The 20,024-nt window shown below is 64.4% G+C and carries 17 protein-coding genes and 2 pseudogenes; 10 read left to right on the forward strand and 9 right to left on the reverse strand.

All coding sequences use genetic code 11. The features are described 5' to 3' along the window. Window positions 1–14 precede the first annotated feature (14 nt). The 4 genes from BLT78_RS06760 to BLT78_RS06775 are packed head-to-tail and all read right to left on the reverse strand — an operon-like array spanning window position 15 to window position 3,703. Entirely contained in the window at window positions 15–998 is a 984-nt protein-coding gene (locus BLT78_RS06760; protein WP_090348247.1) for an LLM class flavin-dependent oxidoreductase, read from the reverse strand. Between the two features lie 53 nt (window positions 999–1,051). Then, window positions 1,052–1,861, reverse strand: coding sequence for a sugar phosphate isomerase/epimerase family protein (locus tag BLT78_RS06765; RefSeq protein ID WP_090348248.1), 810 nt, complete (start codon window positions 1,859–1,861; stop codon window positions 1,052–1,054). Window positions 1,862–1,886: 25 nt separating this feature from the next. Next, complete coding sequence (locus tag BLT78_RS06770) at window positions 1,887–2,687, reverse strand: sugar phosphate isomerase/epimerase family protein (RefSeq protein ID WP_090348249.1); 801 nt, start codon at window positions 2,685–2,687, stop codon at window positions 1,887–1,889. Beyond that, the gene (locus BLT78_RS06775; protein WP_090348250.1) at window positions 2,684–3,703 is read right to left on the reverse strand and encodes an LLM class oxidoreductase; all 1,020 of its coding nucleotides are present in this window, start codon (window positions 3,701–3,703) and stop codon (window positions 2,684–2,686) included. The genes BLT78_RS06770 and BLT78_RS06775 overlap by 4 nt, the downstream gene beginning before the upstream one ends. 135 nt (window positions 3,704–3,838) lie before the next feature. Here BLT78_RS06775 and BLT78_RS06780 point away from each other — a divergent pair, with 135 nt between their 5' ends. Further along, window positions 3,839–4,732: a LysR family transcriptional regulator gene (locus tag BLT78_RS06780; protein WP_090352176.1), complete on the forward strand. Its 894-nt coding sequence runs from the start codon at window positions 3,839–3,841 to the stop codon at window positions 4,730–4,732. A gap of 53 nt (window positions 4,733–4,785) precedes the next feature. Here BLT78_RS06780 and BLT78_RS06785 read toward each other — a convergent pair whose 3' ends face one another. The 5 genes from BLT78_RS06785 to nahR form a co-directional block, all read right to left on the reverse strand. Continuing rightward, entirely contained in the window at window positions 4,786–6,306 is a 1,521-nt protein-coding gene (locus BLT78_RS06785) for an MFS transporter (protein WP_090348251.1), read from the reverse strand. A gap of 4 nt (window positions 6,307–6,310) precedes the next feature. Next, a complete protein-coding gene (locus BLT78_RS06790) occupies window positions 6,311–7,486 on the reverse strand; it encodes an HlyD family secretion protein (RefSeq protein WP_090348252.1) in 1,176 nt (391 codons plus the stop codon). A gap of 5 nt (window positions 7,487–7,491) precedes the next feature. Then, complete coding sequence (locus BLT78_RS06795; protein ID WP_090348253.1) at window positions 7,492–8,991, reverse strand: efflux transporter outer membrane subunit; 1,500 nt, start codon at window positions 8,989–8,991, stop codon at window positions 7,492–7,494. Window positions 8,992–9,067: 76 nt separating this feature from the next. Beyond that, complete coding sequence (locus BLT78_RS06800; protein ID WP_090352178.1) at window positions 9,068–9,697, reverse strand: TetR/AcrR family transcriptional regulator; 630 nt, start codon at window positions 9,695–9,697, stop codon at window positions 9,068–9,070. A gap of 342 nt (window positions 9,698–10,039) precedes the next feature. Next, the gene (gene nahR / locus BLT78_RS06805) at window positions 10,040–10,942 is read right to left on the reverse strand and encodes an HTH-type transcriptional activator NahR (RefSeq protein WP_090348254.1); all 903 of its coding nucleotides are present in this window, start codon (window positions 10,940–10,942) and stop codon (window positions 10,040–10,042) included. A 153-nt stretch (window positions 10,943–11,095) separates the two neighbouring features. Here nahR and salA point away from each other — a divergent pair, with 153 nt between their 5' ends. From salA to BLT78_RS06845, 9 genes and pseudogenes are all read left to right on the forward strand, one after another. Next, window positions 11,096–12,388: a salicylate 1-monooxygenase gene (salA, locus tag BLT78_RS06810; protein ID WP_090348255.1), complete on the forward strand. Its 1,293-nt coding sequence runs from the start codon at window positions 11,096–11,098 to the stop codon at window positions 12,386–12,388. Between the two features lie 75 nt (window positions 12,389–12,463). Beyond that, the gene (locus BLT78_RS06815; RefSeq protein WP_090348256.1) at window positions 12,464–13,819 is read left to right on the forward strand and encodes an MFS transporter; all 1,356 of its coding nucleotides are present in this window, start codon (window positions 12,464–12,466) and stop codon (window positions 13,817–13,819) included. A gap of 177 nt (window positions 13,820–13,996) precedes the next feature. Then, window positions 13,997–15,277 carry an OprD family porin gene (locus tag BLT78_RS06820; protein WP_090348257.1) on the forward strand — a complete coding sequence of 427 codons (1,281 nt, stop codon included), beginning with the start codon at window positions 13,997–13,999 and terminating at the stop codon, window positions 15,275–15,277. 147 nt (window positions 15,278–15,424) lie between these two features. Continuing rightward, on the forward strand, window positions 15,425–16,552 hold the full coding sequence (locus BLT78_RS06825; RefSeq protein WP_231975725.1) for a TRAP transporter substrate-binding protein: 1,128 nt from the start codon (window positions 15,425–15,427) through the stop codon (window positions 16,550–16,552). Then, window positions 16,531–16,696, forward strand: a pseudogene (locus BLT78_RS21690) (formaldehyde dehydrogenase, glutathione-independent); the annotation flags it as partial. The gene BLT78_RS06825 and the pseudogene BLT78_RS21690, both read left to right, overlap by 22 nt. 195 nt (window positions 16,697–16,891) lie before the next feature. Beyond that, a pseudogene (locus BLT78_RS06830) lies at window positions 16,892–17,122 on the forward strand (salicylate 1-monooxygenase); the annotation flags it as partial. Between the two features lie 231 nt (window positions 17,123–17,353). Further along, window positions 17,354–17,449 carry a hypothetical protein gene (locus tag BLT78_RS21695; protein WP_231975789.1) on the forward strand — a complete coding sequence of 32 codons (96 nt, stop codon included), beginning with the start codon at window positions 17,354–17,356 and terminating at the stop codon, window positions 17,447–17,449. A 149-nt stretch (window positions 17,450–17,598) separates the two neighbouring features. Then, a complete protein-coding gene (locus tag BLT78_RS06840) occupies window positions 17,599–18,522 on the forward strand; it encodes a catechol 2,3-dioxygenase (RefSeq protein ID WP_090348258.1) in 924 nt (307 codons plus the stop codon). 27 nt (window positions 18,523–18,549) lie between these two features. Beyond that, complete coding sequence (locus tag BLT78_RS06845) at window positions 18,550–20,010, forward strand: 2-hydroxymuconic semialdehyde dehydrogenase (protein WP_090348259.1); 1,461 nt, start codon at window positions 18,550–18,552, stop codon at window positions 20,008–20,010. The last annotated feature ends 14 nt before the right edge of the window (window positions 20,011–20,024 follow it).

Consider the following 20,024-nt stretch of genomic DNA (forward strand, 5'->3'; position numbering starts at 1 on the left):
ATCCAGGGCCAGCGCTATTCGAGCAGATCCTCGATGGATTCGGCCGCCAGCTGATACGAGCGGCAACGCGCGGTGGGGGTGTAGATCCTGGCGTCGATCATCAGTTCGTTCGCGCCCGTGGTGGCAATGAACTCACGCAGCCAGGCCCCAACTTCGCGCTTATCCCCGATGGCGGTGCAAGCCATCGCCTGCGCCAGTCCCTGCAATTCGCAGTTGGACAGGCGCGCCATGTAGCCATCCTCTGGCTGCGGCAACGGCCCCGGCACACCGTTGTGCAGGTTATTCACCCAATGGCGATGCGAGCTGGCGATGTACTCCGCTTCGTCGTGGGTCTCGGCGGCGATGACGTTCACCCCGGCGATCACGTAAGGCTGCTGCAGATGCTCGCTGGGCCGGAAGTTGGTCCGGTAATGGGCGATCGCCTGCATCAGGAAACGCGGAGCGAAATGCGAAGCGAAGGCGTAGGGCAGACCGAGCTTCGCCGCGAGATCGGCACCTTGCAGGCTGGAGCCAAGAATCCACACCGGCACATCATGGCGGCCGGGTAAGCCCCGTGCCTCCTGTCGGCCGTTGTTGGCCAGGTAGTCCATCAGTTGCGTGACGTCGGTAGCGAAGTCGCGCTCCGAGGCGTCGCCGCGCATCGCCCGGATGCTCGGGCCGGCAGATCCCGGTGCGCGTCCGACGCCCAGATCGATGCGTCCCGGGAACAGGGTCTCCAGCGTGGCGAACTGTTCCGCGATGACCAGCGGTGAATGGTTGGGCAGCATGATCCCGCCAGCGCCGACCCGCAGTGTCGATGTCGCCGCCGCCAGGTGCTGAATGATCAGGGTCGTGGCGGCCGAGCCGATACCCGACAGGTCGTGGTGCTCCGCCACCCAGTAGCGCCGGTAGCCATGTTTTTCCACGTGGCGGGCGAGCAGGGCGGCCTCTTCGAGCGAATGGGCCAGCCCTTTGCCTTCGCCGATCATCATGAGGTCGAGTACAGAGAGTGCGGTCATGGGGTCTCCATTTTTCAAGGATTGAACAAGGGGATGAAGGGGCCGCTCGACGCTCATTGCCCGCCGGCGAGCGGAGCCCACTGAGGGTGACGGCTCAGGCGCTCCTGCATCTCGCGGATGGTCGCCAGGGAGCGTTGCAGCTTCAGATAGACGTCCCCACAGTAGTCCCAGCCCAGCAGCCCGATGCGGCCGCGGTAGCCCATGCGCGACAGCGCGGCGAGCAAAGCGAAGTTGTCCAGTTCGCCGCGGTCTGGGGGTTCCATTGTGGCCACGCCGCCCCAGCCCAGCGGTGAAAGCGCTGAGCCGGACGTGGTCACCTGCATCAGCCAGGGCTGCATGGCGCGCAGACGACCCTCGAGGTCGCCTTCCTCGCTGGCATACCAGTGGTAGCCATTGAAGGTGGCCCCCAGCTGCGGGTGATCGAAGTGCTGGCAGATGGCGACGACCTGCGAAGTGGTTTCCGTAACGTGATGGCGGTGCGGGTACAGCGCCAGACGCAGGCCACGCCGCTCGACAATCGGCAACAGCCCTTCGATCACCCGCAGGATCGCCGACTCGCCATTGAGCGAGGACTGCACGGCGAGCTCGATCAGCTCCACGCCTTCGACGGACTCGACGATCCGTCGCAGCACGGCGTCGTTGCGCCCCTCGTGCAGAACCAGGTAAAGCGCCGCGATGTCCAGTCCGTGCTCGGCCCTGACGCTGGGCAGCAGCGACAGATCGGTCAACGGCTGCCCACCCCATGCCGCAACCGTGATCGCGTCGTAGCCGATCTCCGCGAGCATTTCGCACTGCGAACGGAAGCTGTAGACGCCCATCGAGGTGTAGAAGAAGGAATCCAGCGCGTGAATCGGTAGTTTCATGGAAAGGCTCTCTCGCGCTTTGGGGTCAGTACGCCAGCTGGTCCATCACCGCCCAGTGGGGGTGCTGCAACAGGCGATGTTCCATGGACCTGAAGGAGGTCAGCGAGCGACGCAGGTTGCCGTAGACGTCGCCCCCCATGCTTTCCCAGCCGAGGAAGGCGTAGCGGCCCTGATAACCACGCCGCGTCAGTGCGCCAAGCAGCACGAAGTTGTCCATCTCCCCCTCGTCCAGGGGTTCGATGGTGGCGGCTCCTCCCCAGCCCAGCGGCGACAGGCGGCAACCGGCGATGTTTACCTGCCTGAGCCAGGGCCAGAGCGCGTCCAGGCGCTGCTCGAGCGCTTTCTCCTGGGTTGCGTACCAGTGGTAGCCGTTGAACACGATGCCCAGGCGTGGATGGTCGAATTCCTCGCATAGGGCGACGGCCTCGGAGGTGGTCTGCATGCCGTAGCGTACGTGCGGGTAGAGCGCCAGCTCGATGTTCCGCCGCTCGCAGATCGGCAGCAGCCGATCGAGCATCCGGCGATCGGCATCAGTGACAGACTCACCGGAATGCAGGGCCAGCTCGATGGAACCGCACCCCTCGACGCTCTCGAACAGTCGAACCAGGCGCGACTCCAGGCCCTGGCGGTAGATCGCGTAGATGGCCCCGACGTCCAGTCCCCAGCGCTCCTTGACCCGTGGCAGCTCGGCCAGCTCCTGGCTCCACCAGGACACCGTCAGCCCCTGGTAGCCAAGCTCGGTCAGCATTTCGCACTGTGCTGCCAGGGGATAGGTACCCAGGCGGGTCTGGAAAATGAAGTCCATAGCATGTACGGCGTGCTTCATGCCGCGCCCTCCACGGCAGTGTCGGCCGGGGAGACCGGCTTGCCGATGGGGAAGTGCGGCAGCACGTACTCACCCAGCTCGTCGATGACCTCTGCGGCAGGCCTGCGCTGCGGCTTGAAGTTCAGCGCAACGTGGCAGACGCCCTGATCCTGCTGGCGCCGCCACAGGTCGATGAGCGTATTACGCCCGGCCCGCATCACGCGCCCCGGCTGCAGCGGCAGGTTCGGATCGCGGTCCAGGTCGAAGAAGGTGCCGTAGCCATAGGGCTTGAAGGGCATGCCGGTGCAGGCGACGCGCCATTGGTTGACGATCTCCGGAATGCGTGCCGGGTCGGTCAGGTACCAGAGCACGCCGTCGGTGTGCCTGGCGATCCACTCCATGTTCTGCCCGGCCATGCCGACCACCAGGGTCGGCAGCCTAGCCGCACGGGGCTTGGGAAGCAGGTCGAGGCTGCCGTCGAGCTGCCCGTAGAACAGCGAGGAATGCATGGGCCATGTTTGCTCCGTGGCTGCCCGCAGCATGGCCAGCGCATCGCGGAAGCGATCTGCGCGGTCGTCAAAATTGCTGCCGAAGGCCGGATATTCGCGGGCGCGGTCACCGGTGGCCAGGCCGAGAATGAAGCGGCCGCCCAGCAGCTGGTCGACGCTGGTCGCCTGCTTGGCGACGATCAGCGGATCGCGCAACGGCAGCACGATGCCTGCGGTGCCGATGGCGATGTGCTTTGTCACCGCAGCCAGGTAGCCGGCGTAGACCAGAGGATCCAGAAGCTGACCGAGGTCGCCGAAGTTTGGGTCGTAGAACGGGACATCGCGTAGCCAGATCGCCGAAAAGCCCGCCTCGTCGACCTTTCGCGCCATGTTCTGGTGGTCAGCGAGTGTCGGCCAGGGGGTGTCGGGGTAGCTCTCGAGCGGTGCGATGAAGCCGAAGGTCAGTTGCCCCGGCTGAAAGATCCGGGCATAGCCGCGGTGCTCTGCGAGTTCCGGCGGCAGCACGGTGAGTGGGCGTGTGGAGTTCATGGTTGCCTCGTTTCGATACCGTCGGCCTGCATATCCAGGTCACGGGAAGCGCGACTATAGGGGGCACACCTTGAAAGAAAAATAAGCTAAAGTTCCGGTCTTTTCGGAATCCAAGGAATTAATATGAGCTCCCGGATGGACCATCTCGGCGCCCTTGGCGCCTTCGTCCAGGCCGCCGAAACGCGCAGCTTCACCGAGGCGGGCAGGCGCCTGGGGGTGTCCTCCTCAGCCATCGGCAAGGCGGTGGCGCGCCTGGAGGAGCGACTGGGCGTCAGGCTCTTCCACCGCTCCACGCGGGCCATTACGCTGACGGCCGAGGGCTCGCTGTTCCTGCAGCGTTGCCACCGTGTCTTCGCCGAGCTGGAGGTTGCCGAGCGCGAGCTGACGCAGGCGGCCGGCAAGCCGCAAGGCAAGCTGCGCATCAGCCTTCCGCAGTTAGGTGTGCGCCTGATGCCTCATCTGATCGCCTTCCAGCAGGCGTATCCCGCCATCGAACTGGAGCTGGACTTCAGCGACCGGCTGGTGAACGTGATCGAGGAGGGCTTCGACGCCGTCATGCGCATAGGTGAGGTACAGGACTCGCGTCTGGTCATGCGGGCGCTGAGCGGCTTCGGCCATCGGCTGGTAGCCGCGCCGTCCTACCTTGCCCAGCACGGCATGCCTTCGCATCCGCTCGAGCTCTCGACCCACGCTTGCCTGCACTATCGCTACCCCACGAGCGGCAAGCTCGATCCCTGGCCACTCGTGGAACGGGGCGAGCCGCTGCACCTTGATCTGCCCCAGACCGCGGTCACCAATGCCATCGACCCCTTGCTGGCAATGGCCGAGGCAGGGCAGGGGATAGCCTGCCTGCCGGACTTCGTCGTCGCAGACGCGATCGCCAAGGGAGTTCTGCTCGCACTTCTGGCCCCTTACGTCGAGGATCGCCGCACGCTCAGTATCCTCTGGCCATCCAGTCGTCAGCCCCTGCCGAAGATAAAGGCGTTCGTCAATTTCATCGCTGAGCGTCTGGCGACGCCCATGGCCTGATGGCAGTGGCCGCGCATCCGGATCGGATCCGGCTGCGCGTCATTTTCCCGAGGTTAGCGGAAGACCTGCTGCCAGAGCATGAATGCCAGGGACAGGCTGGCGACCCAGATCACGACCCAGAAGTATTCGATGCTGGCCAGCAGCGAGGCTTGCTGGCTGATCTGCTGCCCCAGCTGGGTCATGGCCATCTTGGCGGCAACGCCACCTTCGTGAACCAGCGACAGGTATTGGGTCAGGTGCTGTTGCTGGGCGGAGAACACGGGGTCGCCCTGCGTGAGCCTGACGTTGAGCGAGTTGTACTGCACGGTGCTGCGCCACTGGATGAGCAGCGTAGCAACGCAAGTGCCCAGGGCTGAGGCGATTTCCCGCAGCATGTTCTTGACCTGAAGCGCATGGGAAAAGAGCTTGTCCTCATGCATCACGTCGCGGAAGCCCTGCATGGCGGTGGTGGCCAGAACCAGCATGGTGAAGCTGCCGTTGAGCAGCAGCGCCGGCAGGACGTGCTCCCAGAGATTGGCCTCGGGCGTGACGGAGGAAAGCAGCCAGCCATATATCCCCAGCCCCAGGAAGCCCAGGACGTAGAACTTCTTCGGCGCCGGGTAGCGCGGCAGGACGCGCAGCATGATCAGCCAGGTGACCACGGCCCCGGCCAGCCCCAGCGACTGGAAGTGCCCGATGGTTTCCCAGGAATAGCCCAAGCCCGCCTGGAGAAAAGTCGGCAGGATGTAGTTGTTGGCGCCGAGGATTATGTAACTGAAGGAGAACAGCGAGATACCGAGCACGAAACGCGGCTTCCAGAGCTCTCGGACCTTGAGTAGCGGCGTCTCGTGCCGGTGCTCCGCGTGAAAGTAGGTATAGAAGGCGAACGCCGCCAGGCCTACGAATCCGAGGAGTATGTCGGTATCGTTGTAGAAGTCGTAGTAGGACCGTTGCAGAACGTACAGCAGGAAAAACGAGGCAAGCCCCAGCAACAGTATCCGCGCCGGGCTGCTCCGACTCCATTCCTCTTCCGGATGCGGATCCTTCGGCAGGCACCTGAAAGCGAGCACCGCCGTCAGCGAGGTGGCCGATATCAGCACCCAGAACATGGCCTGCCAAGTGTCTTCGCTGACCGCGATCGAGGCCAACAGCGGGGCCGCGGCCGATCCGCCGGCGAGGCCGGTGGCGAAGACCTTGACCCCAACGAAGCGTCCCGGACCTGCGGGCATGTGCTGGACAAGGACCCGAGCGGTGGACATGAAGGCGGCGCCGCCCAGCGCCATCACCACCCGCCCCAGGGTGAAAGTGGTCAGATCACTGCTCATGCTGCAGATCAGCGAGCCGAGGATGTGCACGGCGATGGAACCGAGCACGTAATGGCGCCAGCCCAGACGCTCGATCAGCCAGTGCTGCTTGGCGATGACCACCACCGCCAGGCAGGCGTATACGGCGGCCACGAAACTGTACTCCTCGGGGCTGGCATCGATTTCTCCGCGGATGGGCGCGGAGGCGAACGTCACCATGCCAACCTGCAGGAATTCGACCAGGCAGAGCAGGAAGATGGTGGACAGCAGGGCAGCATGCTTTTTGTACATTCACTCACCTGCCCGCCACGGAGGCGCCACCTTCGTTCGCCCGGATGATCGATTCGACGAGGGCGTCGGCATCCTGCATCTCATGGTCGAATGCCTGCGTACTGTAGGCCGAGTTGGAAGACACGTCTGAGCTGCTCATGTCGCCGCGGCGGTCCCGGGTATCCACCGACACGTGCATGGACAAGCCGATGCGCAGGGGGTGTTTCGCGACCTCCGAGGCATCCAGTGCGATCCTGACCGGCACCCGCTGGGTCACCTTGATCCAGTTGCCCGTCGCGTTCTGCGCCGGGAGCAGGGCGAAGGCGCTGCCGGTACCGGCGTCAAGGCCGACGATCTTGCCGTGGTAGACGGTGTCTGGACCGTAGACGTCCGAGGTCAGGGTCACCGGCTGGCCGATCCGCAGATGTTCAAGCTGCGATTCCTTGAAGTTCGCGTTGACCCACAGCGTGTCCAGCGGTACCACGGACATGAGTGCTACCCCGGGGTTGATGCGCTGGCCGACCTGCACGTCGCGCTTGGTCACCGTTCCGGCGACCGGCGCGACAATCGACGTCCGCATCATGGCGATGTACGCATCGCGCAGATTGCTAGCGGCAGTTACCACATCGGGGTGCGTGCGCAGCTGTGTGCCATCGACCATGGCATGCCGCTGGGCCAGCGACTGTTGGCTGGCCTCCAGGGCAGCGCGGGCATTCTTAACGATGGTTTCCGAGTGCCGGATCTCCTCCTTGGAGATCGCACCGCTGGCGGACAGCTGCTGACGGCGCGCGAGGTCGCTGGTGGCCTTGGCCAGGTCGTTCTGCCGCTGGGTGACTTCCGCGCTCAACTGCTCGACCTGCAGGTACTGGGTTCTTGCCAGGCGAGTGGCGCGGGCCAGGGCTGCCTGGGCGCGCTCGAAGTTGACCTTCGCGTCCACCGGATTCAGCCGGATCAGGGTGTTGCCGACGCCCACGTGATCAGTGGTGTCGGCCTCGATGGCGATCACGGTGCCACTGATCTGCGAGGTGACCTGCACCACATTGCCCTGCACGTAGGCATCTTCGGTCGTTTCACTGTCGCTCCCCCAGAAATGCCACCCGGCCAGTCCTCCGAGCAGGATGGCAGTCGCGGCGGCAGCGACCAGGGGCTTCGGTGCGGGGCGAGGGGCGATCAGGGATTGCGCGGCTTGGGGTGCTGACATGCTCTTCACTCGATGATGTCCGATATGGTGGCGAGGCGTTCACTCGTCGGCTGGGGTCGATAGCCGCCGCCAAGGGCTCGGCTCAGATTGGCTTGCAGGGACAGGCCGCGGGCCTGCAACGTCACCAGCGATCGGCGCTCGCCGTAGACGGCGGTCTGGCTGACCAGCACCTGGATGTAGGAGGCCAGGCCCGCGCCATAGCGCTGGTTGACCAGCTCGTAGGCGTCAGTGGCGGTCTGTACGGCGAGCTCCTGCTGCCGGATGCGCTCCTGCAGCCAGCGGATCGAGGACAGCTGGTCGGCAATGTCGTGCAGGGCTTCGACCAGGGTTTGGTTGTAGTTCTCGACAGCCAGGTCATAGGTGGCGTTCTGGGCGGACAGGTTCGCGCGCAATCGCCCGCCCTCGAAGATCGGCAGGCTGATCGCCGGGCCGAACCCGAGCGTGTGGCTGGCACCCCGGGCGAAGGTGTCCAGGCCCATGCTCTGCAGGCCGATGAAGGAGGTCAGGTTGACGTTGGGATAGAACTGCGCCTTGGCGACATTGATGTCCTGGCTGGCGGCCTCCACCCGCCAGCGCTGCGCCACCACGTCCGGACGATGACCGAGCAGGTCAGCGGGGAGATTGCCCGGGATGCTGAGATCGGAGGACGGTTTGAGTTGCGGAGGCTGGATGCTGCGCCCGCGGTCGGGCCCCTTGCCGACCAAGGCCGCCAGGCGGTTGCGACCGAGTTCCAGGGCTTCCTTGAGGGCGATGATCCGCGCGCGAGATGCAGTGATGCTCGCTTCGGACTGCTTGATGTCGATCTGGCTGTCCAGTTCCGCGGCAAAGCGCTGCCGGGTAAGCGCGTGGATGCGCTCCTGTTGCTCGAGCATCTGCTGCTCGACAGCCAGTTGGTCATAGGTCGCCTGCAGGTCGATATAGGCCTGGACAATGCTGGACGACAGCACCAGACGAGCGGTGTACTGGTCGACCTCGGCGGCCCTGCGGCGGCCCACCGCGGCTTCTACGGCCGCCTTGTTCCTGCTCCAGAAATCCAGCTCGTAGCTGCCATTGAGCATGCCCTGGCCGATGTTCTGCCAAGTGCCCGCCACGGCGGCCGGTGCGGTGCCATCGGCGCTGTAGCGTTGCCGGATGACCGACAGGGAGCCATCCACCTCTGGCATGAGGCGCGACTCCTGGAGCCCCTGCGAGGCTTCCGCCTGGCGCACGCGGGCGGCTGCCGCGCGCAGGCTGGGTGCGTTTTCCAGCGCCTCGGCAATCAAGGTGTCCAGCTGTGCGTCCGCGAACCCCGACCACCAATCGGCCTGCGGCCAGTTGGCGGGCGAAACCGTGATGCCCTCCAGGGCCTGGACAGCCTCGAGATCATCCGGATTGACCAGGCTCGACTTCGGCTGCAGGTCGCTGAACGAGCAGCCGGCAACCAGCAGCGCGCCCAGAATGGGGGCGGAAAGGCGGAAGGCGCACCGCCTTCCGGAGACATCCGGGCGCGCGGGAGACTCACTCATCTATAGATACCATTAGTGTCTATTTGGGCCGAAAAAAGAGACCGCACGGCCTCTTCGATTATTCCTTGCGGCTTGCTCAGGCGCTGCGCAGCCCCTTGACGATCAGCCCGACGGTTACTTCCAGTTCGTCGGTAGAGCGCAGATTCCCGGTGAGCAGGTGCAGCCAGGAGATTCCCGTCAGCAGCGTGATGGCCGCCTCGATGGCCGGCCCTTCGCGAATTTCCTGACGATCCAAGGCCCGCTGAAGGATCTTGTGCATGACCTGCTGCCGGCGCGGCAGGAACGACAAGCGGAACTCCTCAAGCGCATCGGGAGAAAGCTGCAGCTCGGTAATGAAGCTGCGAAGCACTTCCCCTGAACGGGAGGTGTCCCACCAGTTCCACAGTGCGTACAGGTGTTCGCGCAAATCCTGCTCCAAGCAGCCATTGTCGGGCGTCTTGAGGGAGGCTTCGCCGGTACGCTCGTATACGTCGCGGATCAGGGCGGCTTTGTTCTTCCACCAGCGGTAGATGGTCGGCTTGCTCGACGCCGCCCGGGCCACCACGGCATCCAGGGTGAATCCAGCGTAGCCGCGCTCTTCGAGTATCTCGGCGGCGGCCGTGAGAATCGCATTGGTGGTCTCTTCGCTGCGCACGGCGCCAACGGAAAGCCGGCTGCGCGACTTCGGTTTGCCTTCTGGTGCAGAAGTGTTGTGACGCCTGGTCATGTCAACCTCGATCATCGCGAGCGGTCGTACTCGAGTTCGGCGCCGATGCTGGTGCAGGTGCCCGAACAGGGCTAACGAAACTTTCAGTATTTATAATCAGCGAATCCCCACTGTGTCAATCGAGCTTAAGCTCGCATAGGGTGCGTCTTGTTGGCGGCGTTGATACGACCGGAAAGCGCCATGTAGCGTTGCACTCTCACGCTGATGTTGTTCCAGCGGCGGCTGATGACAATCAGTGACACCATCTCGGGCGCTCTACAAGAGCTGCCCGCCGTTGCCAATCCGGGGCAAGCTGGCTGCGCAAGATCACTGCCGCCCGCATCGCTAAGGCCGGATTGTCACTCAATCCGAAAACAGCTCGAACATCAGCTGTCGCAACCAGCGGTTGGCCGGGTCTTTGTGGTACTTCGCGTGCCAGAACATGTTGATGGCGATTTCCGGCAGGGCCACGGGGAGGGGCAGGGTGGTCAGGCCGAAGGGCTCCACGCAGCAGTCGGCGAAGCGCTCGGGTACGGTGGCGAGCAGCTCGGTGCGCTGGAGGATATGGCCTACGGCGACGAAGTGCGGCACCTCCAGGCGGATGTCGCGTCGGATGCCGGCCCGCGTCATGTGGGTGTCCACTTCGCCGTGGCCGGTGCTGGCGGCGATGACGCGCACATGGCCGTAGGCGCAGAAGCGCTCCAGGGTCAGGGGCTCGCGGGTGGCCGGATGATCCTTGCGGCACAGGCACACGTAGCGGTTGTGGAACAGCCGGCGCTGGAAGAACCCGGCCTGCAGGTTGGGCAGCAGGCCTACGGCCAGGTCCACGGTGCCGTCCTGCAGGGCCTGCACCAGGCTCACCGAGCTGTCGCGCACGGTGCTGATCACGCAGCGGGGCGCCTGGCGCGTGAGGGCATCCATCAGCCGCGGCATGAAATAGATTTCGCCGATGTCGGTCATGGCCAGGGTGAAGGTGCGCTCGCTGGTCAGCGGATCGAAGCGTTCCTGGTGATGCAGGGCTTCGCGCAGGGTGTGCAACGCCTGGGCGACGGGCTCGGCCAGCTGCGCAGCGTAGGGCGTGGGCTCCATACCCTGGTAGGTGCGCACGAAGAGGTCGTCCTGCAGCGCGGTGCGCAGGCGCTTCAGGGCGTTGCTCACGGCAGGCTGGGTCAGGCCCAGGCTCTCCGCGGCGGTGGAGACGCGTCGATCCACCAGCAACTGGTTGAACACCACCAGCAGGTTCAAATCCAGGTCACGCAGTTCCATGGAGCCTCGCTCGGGTCATCGCCGACGCCCCGCCGGGCTGGCAGGAGCATTCACAATGCTAATAGTTTGTATGGTGTTTGGTGCATTTATCAATAGTGCTGACTTCGCCATGATCGGTCGTACCCAAACAACAAAACCATGACGGGTATCAGCATGAACAACAACAAACCTGCCTTGCGCATCGGTATCGTCGGCGGCGGCATTTCCGGCGTCGGCCTGGCACTGGATCTGTGCCGCCATTCCCATCTCCAGGTACAGCTGTTCGAGTCCGCGCCGGCGTTCGGCGAGGTGGGTGCCGGCGTGTCCTTCGGCCCCAACGCGGTGCGCGCCATCGCCGGCTTGGGCTTGGGAGAGGCCTATCTGCAGGTCGCCGACCGTACGCCGGAGCCCTGGCAGGACGTGTGGTTCGAGTGGCGCCGCGGTAGCGATGCCGGCTACCTGGGGGCCAGCATCGCTCCCGGCGTGGGCCAGTCCTCGGTGCACCGGGCGGACTTCCTCGACGCGCTGGTCACCCACCTGCCCGAAGGTATCGCCCAATTCAGCAAGCGCGCCACCCAGGTCGAGCAGCAGGGCGACGAGGTGCGGGTACTGTTCACCGACGGCACGGATTACCGCTGTGACCTGCTGATCGGCGCCGACGGCATCAAGTCCGCGCTGCGCAGCCATGTGCTGGAAGGCCAGGGGGGGGCGCCGCAGGCGCCGCGCTACACCGGGACCCGCGCCTATCGCGGGATGATCGACAGCCAGCGCCTGCGCGAAGCCTATCAGGCCCACGGCATCGACGAGCACCTGGTGGACGTGCCGCAGATGTATCTGGGACTCGACGGCCATATTCTGACCTTCCCGGTGAAGCACGGTCGCATCATCAACGTGGTGGCCTTCATCTCCGACCGCAGCCAGCCGGAGCCGACCTGGCCCGCGGATGCCCCCTGGGTGAGCGAGACGAGCCAGCGCGAGATGCTCGACGCCTTCACCGGCTGGGGCGACGCCGCGCGCGTCCTGCTGGAGTGCATCCCAGCGCCAACTCTCTGGGCACTGCACGACTTGGCGGAGCTGCCGGGCTACGTGCACGGTCGGGTCGCCCTGATCGGCGACGCCGCCCACGCCATGTTGCCGCACCAAGGCGCCGGCGCCGGCCAGGGGCTGGAGGACGCCTACTTCCTCGCCCGCCTGCTGGGCGATGTGAGAGCCGATGCCAGCAACCTCGCCCAGCTGCTCGAAGCCTACGACGCCCTGCGCCGCCCCCGCGCCTGCCGCGTGCAGCGAACTTCCTGGGAGGCCGGCGAACTGTACGAACTGCGCGACCCGGTCGTCGGTGCGAACGAGCAGGCGCTGGGGGATGTCCTGGCGACCCGCTTCGACTGGTTGTGGAACCACGATCTCGATGCCGACCTGGACGCGGCCTGTGCGCGTCTGGGTTGGGAAGCCATGAGCGCCTGCGCCTGAGGCGACGGCTGCCCATTCCGGGGGCGCACCAGACGGCGTCCCCGGCTCAATAACAATGACAAGAAGAGCCATACCATGCGTACGATCGATGCAGGAGCCCTGCTGGACGGGGCGCGCTTCAATGCCTTTCACATGCGTGTACTGTTCTGGTGCGCGCTGATTATCATTTTCGACGGTTACGATCTGGTCATCTACGGTGTGGTGTTACCTGCGCTGATGAAGGACTGGGGGTTGACCGCACTGGAGGCTGGCCTACTGGGCAGCTGCGCGCTGGTGGGGATGATGCTGGGGGCGCTGTTCTTCGGCCCCCTGTCGGACCGCATCGGGCGGCGCAAGACCATCATGACCTGCGTGATCCTGTTCAGCGGCTTCACCGTCATCAACGGCTTCGCGCGCAGCCCCGAGGAATTCGCCCTGTGCCGCTTTCTCGCCGGACTCGGCATCGGCGGGGTGATGCCCAACGTTGTGTCGCTGATGAACGAATACGCGCCGAAGAAGCTGCGCAGCACCCTGGTGGCGATCATGTTCAGTGGCTACTCCGTTGGCGGGATGCTCTCCGCCGGGCTGGGCATGCTGTTGATGCCGAGCTGGGGCTGGCAAGCGGTGTTCTTCGTCGCGGTGATTCCGCTGCTGGTGCTGCCGCTGCTGGTACGCCAGTTGCCTGAGTCGCTGAACTTCCTGTTGCGTCAGGGGCAGGTGGAGCGTGCCCAGGGACTGCTGCGCCGGGCGGTGCCGGACTACCAGCCACGCTCGGGAGACCAGTTGAGTCTCGCCACGGGCAAGGCCGCCAAGGGCTCGATCCCGCAACTGTTCCAGGAAGGCCGCCTGCTCAACACCCTCATGCTCTGGCTGGCGTTCTTCTGCTGCCTGCTGATGATCTACGCCCTGAGCTCCTGGCTGCCCAAGCTGATGAATGCGGCCGGCTACGGGTTGAACTCCAGCCTGGCCTTCCTGCTGGTGCTCAACTTCGGGGCCATCTTCGGTGCCGTCGGTGGTGGCTGGCTGGCGGATCGCATCGGTCTCGGACGGGTGCTGCTGGGCTTCTTCGTCGGCGGCGCGCTCTCGCTCAGCCTGCTGGCGCTGAAGTCGCCGCTGCCGGTGCTGTACCTGCTGATCGGCATCGCCGGCGCCTGCACCATCGGCACGCAGATCCTCGCCAATGCCTGCACGGTGCAGTTCTACCCCGCGCACATCCGCTCCACGGGGCTGGGCTGGGCCATGGGCATCGGCCGCATCGGCGCCATCATCGGTCCGATGCTTGGCGGTGCCCTGCATGCGGCGTCGATGCCGCTGCAAGTCAGCTTCCTTGCCTTCGCGGCGCCGGGCGTGGTGGGTGCGATCGCCATCGGGGTATTCCTCTGGCACCAGCCGGGCCGGCTGCCACGCCCTGAGGTGATGGCCGCGAAGCCGGTGGAATCGACCACGGCCTGACCTTCATCTCCTCGCCGGGCGGGCCTTTCGGCAACGGCAGGCCCGCTCTCTGCCAGTTCGTTCCGTTGCTACCGTCTTGCCGGTCGTGAGGTTGGCAGGACGGCAACTCACACCCTCCGCGCCTTCCTCCGACGAGAGGCAGCGGGGCATCCAAAAACATAAGAACAAGAGAAAACCATGATCCAGCAGCCGAAAACGCAGCGCCTCGCGCTCGCCATCGCCATCGCCATCGCCTTGACTTCTCCAGTGACTGCCCTGGCCGCCGACGCCGGCTTCCTCGAGGACTCGACCGCCACCCTGAGCGCGCGCAACTACTACTTCAGCCGCGACTTCCGCGACGTGCCTGCCGCCGCCCAGTCCAGGCAGGAGGAGTGGGCCCAGGGCTTCATCCTCAACTTCAAGTCCGGCTACACCCCGGGCCCGGTCGGCTTTGGCGTCGATGCCATCGGACTCTTGGGCATCAAGCTGGACGGCAGTGCGGACCGCGCCGGCGCACTGGGCACCGGCCTGATGCCGCGCCACACCGATGGCGAGCCGGCCGACGAGTACAGCCGTGCCGGGGCGGCGCTCAAGATCCGGGTGTCGAAAACCGAGCTGAAGGTCGGCGAGCTGCAACCCAATCTGCCGGTGCTTACCTTCTCCGACATCCGCCTGCTGCCGCCGTCCTACACCGGGGCGAGCGTCGTCTCCCAGGAGTTCTCCGGGCTGACCCTGCAGGGCGGCCAGATGCGAGCCATGAGCCATCGCGACGAGGCCGGTGATGACGCGATGTCGCCGTGGATCGGCCGCCGAGCGGTGCTGGCGGTGAGCAGCGACCGCTTCAACTACGCTGGCGCCGACTACGCGTTCAACCAGAACCGCACCAGCGTCGGCGCCTGGTACGCACAGCTGGAGGACGTCTACAACCAGCGCTTTTTCAGCCTCAAGCACAGCGAGCCGCTCGGCGCCTGGACCCTCGGCGCCAATCTCGGCTACTTCGACTCCAGCGAGGACGGCGACCAGCTGGCCGGCGCCATCGACAACCAGACCTTCTACGGCATGCTGTCGGCCAAGCGCGGTGGGCACACCTTCCAGGTCGGCTACCAGACCTTGTCCGGCGACCACGGTATGGTGCGCATCTTCGGCAACGTGACGCCGCTGGCCAACGAGCTGCCGACCTTCGACTTCGCCTCCACCGACGAGCGCTCTTGGCAGGCGCGCTACGACTACGACTTCGCCGCCTTGGGCATCCCGGGTCTGGTCAGCACCGTGCGCTACGTGAAGGGCGACAACGTCGACACCGGGCGCAACTTCGAGGGAGAGGACTGGGAGCGCGACTTGGACCTGGGCTACACCGTGCAGAGTGGGCCGCTGAAGAACGTCAGCGTGCGCGTGCGTAATGCGGTCGCGCGCTCCAACTACCGCCCCAGCATCGACGAGAATCGCCTGATCATCAGCTATAACCTGGCGCTGTTCTGATTTAAATCCAGTCCAGGGGCCTACTGCGTTCCACGGGGCTTGCCCGCCATTAGGCGGGCTTTTTTTAAAAATCCCTATATGTCAGGTGGAGTCTGGCTGTGGCATATTTTTTTATAAAATCAATAATAACAATTGGGGGTGGTTGTGTTGGATAAGGCTGAATTTATTGGTGCGCATGAATTTGGGGTGTCGACCGGATGGATGGGTTCTGAAATTTTGCGCATGATTCTTTTATTTATATTGTTGGTCTTCAGCTTCGCGGCTACGGCCTCTAGTGGAGAGAAGGACTCCATTATTCTCAAGATCCACCACTTTATGCCACACGACTCGTTTACTCAGCGCGAATTTCTTCAGCCATGGGCGGATAAGATCACACGAGAGTCCGGTGGTCGAATACGGTTTCACTTTTTCCCAGAGATGCAGCTCGGCGGCAAACCTACTCAGCTGATCGACCAAACACGAAGCGGAACCGCCGACGTTGTCTGGGCCTTACCAGGGTACAGCAGTGGAGCCTATCCACTGACGGGTGTATTTGAACTGCCGTTCATGAACCAGTCAGCCGAGGCGAGCAGTCAAGCGCTATGGGATTTCTTGGAGAAGAACGGCCAGCGGGAATACCAAGGTATAAAACTATTAGCCACCCATATTACCGACAGCGCGGTACTGCATACCCGCAAGCATCCGATCCGGACCATTGCCGACTTCGCTGCACTCCGAATTCGGACGTCCAACGCGGTCCAGAGTAGAATGATTAGCCTGTTTGGTGGACAGCCGCAAATCATACCAATCAATCAGCTCCCTGCTGCGCTGGCTCGCGGTTTAGTCGACGGAGCCGTAGTGCCTTGGGATGTTGCTACCTCAGTCAAGCTGCAGGAGCGGGTTAAGTTTCACTCGGAAACAGCTCCAGAAATGCCAAAGTTGATGTATTCGGCGTTGGTGCTGGCTATGAGTAAGGCTCGCTATGATAGCCTTCCTGCCGACCTCCAGCAGATCATCGACGCCAACAGCGGACGCACGCTTTCGGGGTATGCAGGACGCCTATGGGATACTTATGGAACGGATGCGGGGCATCGACTTGCATATGAGAAAAATAACGATGTCCTGGTCCTGGATACCCAAGAGCAGAATCGGTGGATGGAGCTCGCTCGCAGTCTAGACGGAGACTGGGTAAGTGAGGCCGGGAAGCAGGGATACGCCAACGGCATAGGGTTGCTCAAAGAGGCTCGCCAGATGGTCGAAAAGTACAACTCCGTCACACCGGCCAGCCCCCGGTGATGAAGTACAACCGCCAACTGATGCAGGCGATCATGTGGGATCGCCTGAACATCGCCGACATCGTCGGCGTGCAGGTGAATCGGCCTCGACGAGGCGCCCAAGTGCTACGGCGAATTCGACGCGTCGATCCACCAGCAACTGGTTGAACACCACCAGCAGCTTCAACTCCAGATCACGCAGTTCCATGGAACCTCGCTTGGGTCATCGCCAAAGCTCCGCCGGGCCGGCAGGAACATTCACAATTCTAATAGTCTGTATGGTGTTTGGTGTATTTATCAATAGTGCTGGCTTCGCCATGATCGGTCATACCCAAACAACAAAACCATCACGGGTACCAGCATGAACAACAAACCTGCCTTGCCCATCGGCATCATCGGCGTCAGCCTGCCACTGGATCTGTGCCGCCATTCCCATCTCCAGGTACAGCTGTTCGAGTCCGCGCCGGCGTTCGGCGAGGTGGGTGCCGGCGTGTCCTTCGGCCCCAACGCGGTGCGCGCCATCGCTGGCTTAGGTCTAGGCGAGGCCTATCTGCAGGTCGCCGACCGTACGCCGGAGCCCAGGCGGGACGTGTGACGCCGGCGTACCGAAGAAATTCGTCATCGACCCGCGCCGCATCTTCAGCACCGCTTGAGCAAGTGCTTCGATCCATTTCTTGTAACGAGTTCAGTTGCGCGCCATTCAAGAGCGGTGAGAGGTGCGCACAAACGCCGAGGGTTATGGATGAACAGTATTCTCGAGATTACCGAGCAATGCAGTGGTATCCGCTTTCAGTGCCCAGGTGATCATCATGTGTTGCATGCCATGGAGCGAAGAGGGCGGCGTTGTCTGCCGGTTGGCTGTCGTAGCGGCGGCTCAAGGTGCGCGTGTTGCACGGTGAATATCGCTGCGGGCCAATGAGCAGCCGTCATGCCCCGGCCGCTGCGCGCGCCGCCAGGGAGGTGCTGGCCTGCCGGCTGTATCCGCTGAGCGACCTCGTGATTGAGAGCCGCGCCCCGAAGCAGCCAACCAGTTTTTAAACAACAACGATAAATACAAGAGGTGCCGAAATGAAAAAAGGCGTGATGCGTCCCGGACACATCCAGCTGCGCGTCCTGGACATGGCCCAGGCCCTGGAGCACTACGTCGAGCTGCTCGGCCTGATCGAGGTCGACCGCGACGAGTGCGGCCGCGTCTACCTTAAGGGCTGGACCGAGGTCGACAAGTTCTCCGTGGTGCTGCGCGAGGCCGACGAGGCCGGTATGGACTTCATGGCCTTCAAGGTGCTCGACGAGGCCACCCTCGGCCGCCTGACCGAGGAGCTGGTGGCCTTCGGCTGCGCGGTGGATAGCATCCCGGCCGGCGAGCTGAAGGGCTGCGGCCGGCGTATCCGCTTCAGCGCGCCGACCGGCCACCGCTTCGAGCTGTTCGCCGAGAAAGAGCAGACCGGCAAGTGGGGGCTCTCCGAGGTCAACCCGGAAGCCTGGCCGCGCGGTCTCAAGGGTATCAAGGCGACCCGCTTCGACCACGCCCTGCTCTACGGCGACGAGCTGCCGGAAACCCTGCGCCTATTCACTGAGGTGCTCGGCTTCGATCTGGCCGAGCAGGTGGTCGACCCGCACGGCACGCGCATCGCCCAGTTCCTCACCTGCAGCATGAAGGCCCACGACGTGGCGTTCATCCAGCACTCCGAGAAGGGCAAGTTCCACCACGCCTCGTTCTTCCTCGAGACCTGGGACGACGTGCTGCGCGCCGCTGACCTGATCAGCATGACCAACACCTCGATCGACATCGGCCCGACCCGCCACGGCCTGACCCACGGCAAGACCATCTACTTCTTCGATCCCTCGGGCAACCGCAACGAGGTGTTCTGCGGTGGCGACTACCACTACCCGGACCACCCGCCGGTGACCTGGACCGCCGCCGAACTGGGCAAGGCGATCTTCTACCACGACCGCGAGCTCAACGAGCGCTTCCTCACCGTCCTGACCTGATTGCCCCTGCCTAACGAGATTGCATCCATGAAAGAGATCAAACACTTCATCAACGGCGAATACGTCGGTTCCGCCAGCGGCAAGCTGTTCGACAACGTCAACCCGGCCAACGGCCAGGTGATCGCCAAGATCCACGAGGCCGGCGAGGCCGAGGTCGACGCCGCGGTCAAGGCCGCGCGCGCCGCCCTGAAGGGCCCGTGGGGCCGTATGACCGTGGCCGAGCGCACCGAGATCCTCCACCGCGTCGCCGCCGGCATCACCGCGCGCTTCGACGAGTTCCTCGAGGCCGAGTGTCTGGACACCGGCAAGCCGAAATCCCTCGCCTCGCACATCGACATCCCGCGCGGCGCAGCCAACTTCTCGGTGTTCGCCGATCTGGTCAAGAACGTGCCCACCGAGGCCTTCGAGATGGCCACCCCGGACGGCACCGGCGCGCTCAACTACGGCGTGCGCCGTCCCAAGGGCGTGATCGGCGTGATCAGCCCGTGGAACCTGCCGCTGCTGCTGATGACCTGGAAGGTCGGCCCGGCGCTGGCCTGCGGCAACACCGTGGTGGTCAAGCCCTCCGAGGAAACCCCCACCACCACCGCCCTGCTCGGCGAGGTGATGAACGCCGCCGGCGTGCCGGCCGGCGTGTACAACGTGGTGCACGGCTTCGGCGGCAACTCGGCCGGCGCCTTCCTCACCGCCCACCCGGACGTCGACGCCATCACCTTCACCGGCGAGACCGGCACCGGCGAGACCATCATGCGTGCCGCCGCCAAGGGCGTGCGCCAGGTGTCGCTGGAGCTGGGCGGCAAGAACGCCGGCATCGTGTTCGCCGACTGCGACATGGACAAGGCCATCGAGGGCACCCTGCGCTCGGCCTTCGCCAACTGCGGCCAGGTGTGCCTGGGCACCGAGCGCGTGTACGTCGAGCGGTCGATCTTCGACGAGTTCGTCGCCCGCCTGAAGGCCGGCGCCGAGGCGCTGAAGATCGGCGAGCCCAACGACCCGAGCGCCAACTTCGGATCCTTGGTCAGCCACAAGCACCGCGAGAAGGTGCTCTCCTACTACCAGAAGGCGGTGGACGACGGCGCCACCGTGGTCACCGGTGGTGGCGTGCCGGAGATGCCGGCGCACCTGGCCGGCGGCGCCTGGGTACAGCCGACCATCTGGACCGGCCTGGCCGACGATTCGGCGGTGGTCACCGAGGAAATCTTCGGCCCGTGCTGCCACATCCGTCCGTTCGACACTGAAGAGGAAGCCATCGAGCTGGCCAACAGCCTGCCCTACGGCCTGGCCTCGGCGATCTGGACCGAGAACAGCTCGCGGGCGCACCGCGTCGCCGGGCAGATCGAGGCCGGCATCGTCTGGGTCAACAGCTGGTTCCTGCGCGACCTGCGCACCGCCTTCGGCGGCGCCAAGCAGTCGGGCATCGGCCGCGAAGGCGGGGTGCACTCGCTGGAGTTCTACACCGAGCTGAAGAACATCTGCGTCAAGCTCTGAGCTAGCCGTCCCAA

The sequence above is a fragment of the Pseudomonas oryzae genome, from assembly GCF_900104805.1.
In the GTDB taxonomy this organism is placed as follows: domain Bacteria; phylum Pseudomonadota; class Gammaproteobacteria; order Pseudomonadales; family Pseudomonadaceae; genus Geopseudomonas; species Geopseudomonas oryzae.

Bases quoted from the DNA above. Each gene is read 5' to 3' on its own strand.
- BLT78_RS06760 (WP_090348247.1), bottom strand. From the start codon at position 998: ATGACCGCACTCTCTGTACTCGACCTCATGATGATCGGCGAAGGCAAA.
- BLT78_RS06765 (WP_090348248.1), bottom strand. From the start codon at position 1,861: ATGAAACTACCGATTCACGCGCTGGATTCCTTCTTCTACACCTCGATG.
- BLT78_RS06770 (WP_090348249.1), bottom strand. From the start codon at position 2,687: ATGAAGCACGCCGTACATGCTATGGACTTCATTTTCCAGACCCGCCTG.
- BLT78_RS06775 (WP_090348250.1), bottom strand. From the start codon at position 3,703: ATGAACTCCACACGCCCACTCACCGTGCTGCCGCCGGAACTCGCAGAG.
- BLT78_RS06780 (WP_090352176.1), top strand. From the start codon at position 3,839: ATGGACCATCTCGGCGCCCTTGGCGCCTTCGTCCAGGCCGCCGAAACG.
- BLT78_RS06785 (WP_090348251.1), bottom strand. From the start codon at position 6,306: ATGTACAAAAAGCATGCTGCCCTGCTGTCCACCATCTTCCTGCTCTGC.
- BLT78_RS06790 (WP_090348252.1), bottom strand. From the start codon at position 7,486: ATGTCAGCACCCCAAGCCGCGCAATCCCTGATCGCCCCTCGCCCCGCA.
- BLT78_RS06795 (WP_090348253.1), bottom strand. From the start codon at position 8,991: ATGAGTGAGTCTCCCGCGCGCCCGGATGTCTCCGGAAGGCGGTGCGCC.
- BLT78_RS06800 (WP_090352178.1), bottom strand. From the start codon at position 9,697: ATGACCAGGCGTCACAACACTTCTGCACCAGAAGGCAAACCGAAGTCG.
- nahR (WP_090348254.1), bottom strand. From the start codon at position 10,942: ATGGAACTGCGTGACCTGGATTTGAACCTGCTGGTGGTGTTCAACCAG.
- salA (WP_090348255.1), top strand. From the start codon at position 11,096: ATGAACAACAACAAACCTGCCTTGCGCATCGGTATCGTCGGCGGCGGC.
- BLT78_RS06815 (WP_090348256.1), top strand. From the start codon at position 12,464: ATGCGTACGATCGATGCAGGAGCCCTGCTGGACGGGGCGCGCTTCAAT.
- BLT78_RS06820 (WP_090348257.1), top strand. From the start codon at position 13,997: ATGATCCAGCAGCCGAAAACGCAGCGCCTCGCGCTCGCCATCGCCATC.
- BLT78_RS21695 (WP_231975789.1), top strand. From the start codon at position 17,354: ATGGAGCGAAGAGGGCGGCGTTGTCTGCCGGTTGGCTGTCGTAGCGGC.
- BLT78_RS06840 (WP_090348258.1), top strand. From the start codon at position 17,599: ATGAAAAAAGGCGTGATGCGTCCCGGACACATCCAGCTGCGCGTCCTG.
- BLT78_RS06845 (WP_090348259.1), top strand. From the start codon at position 18,550: ATGAAAGAGATCAAACACTTCATCAACGGCGAATACGTCGGTTCCGCC.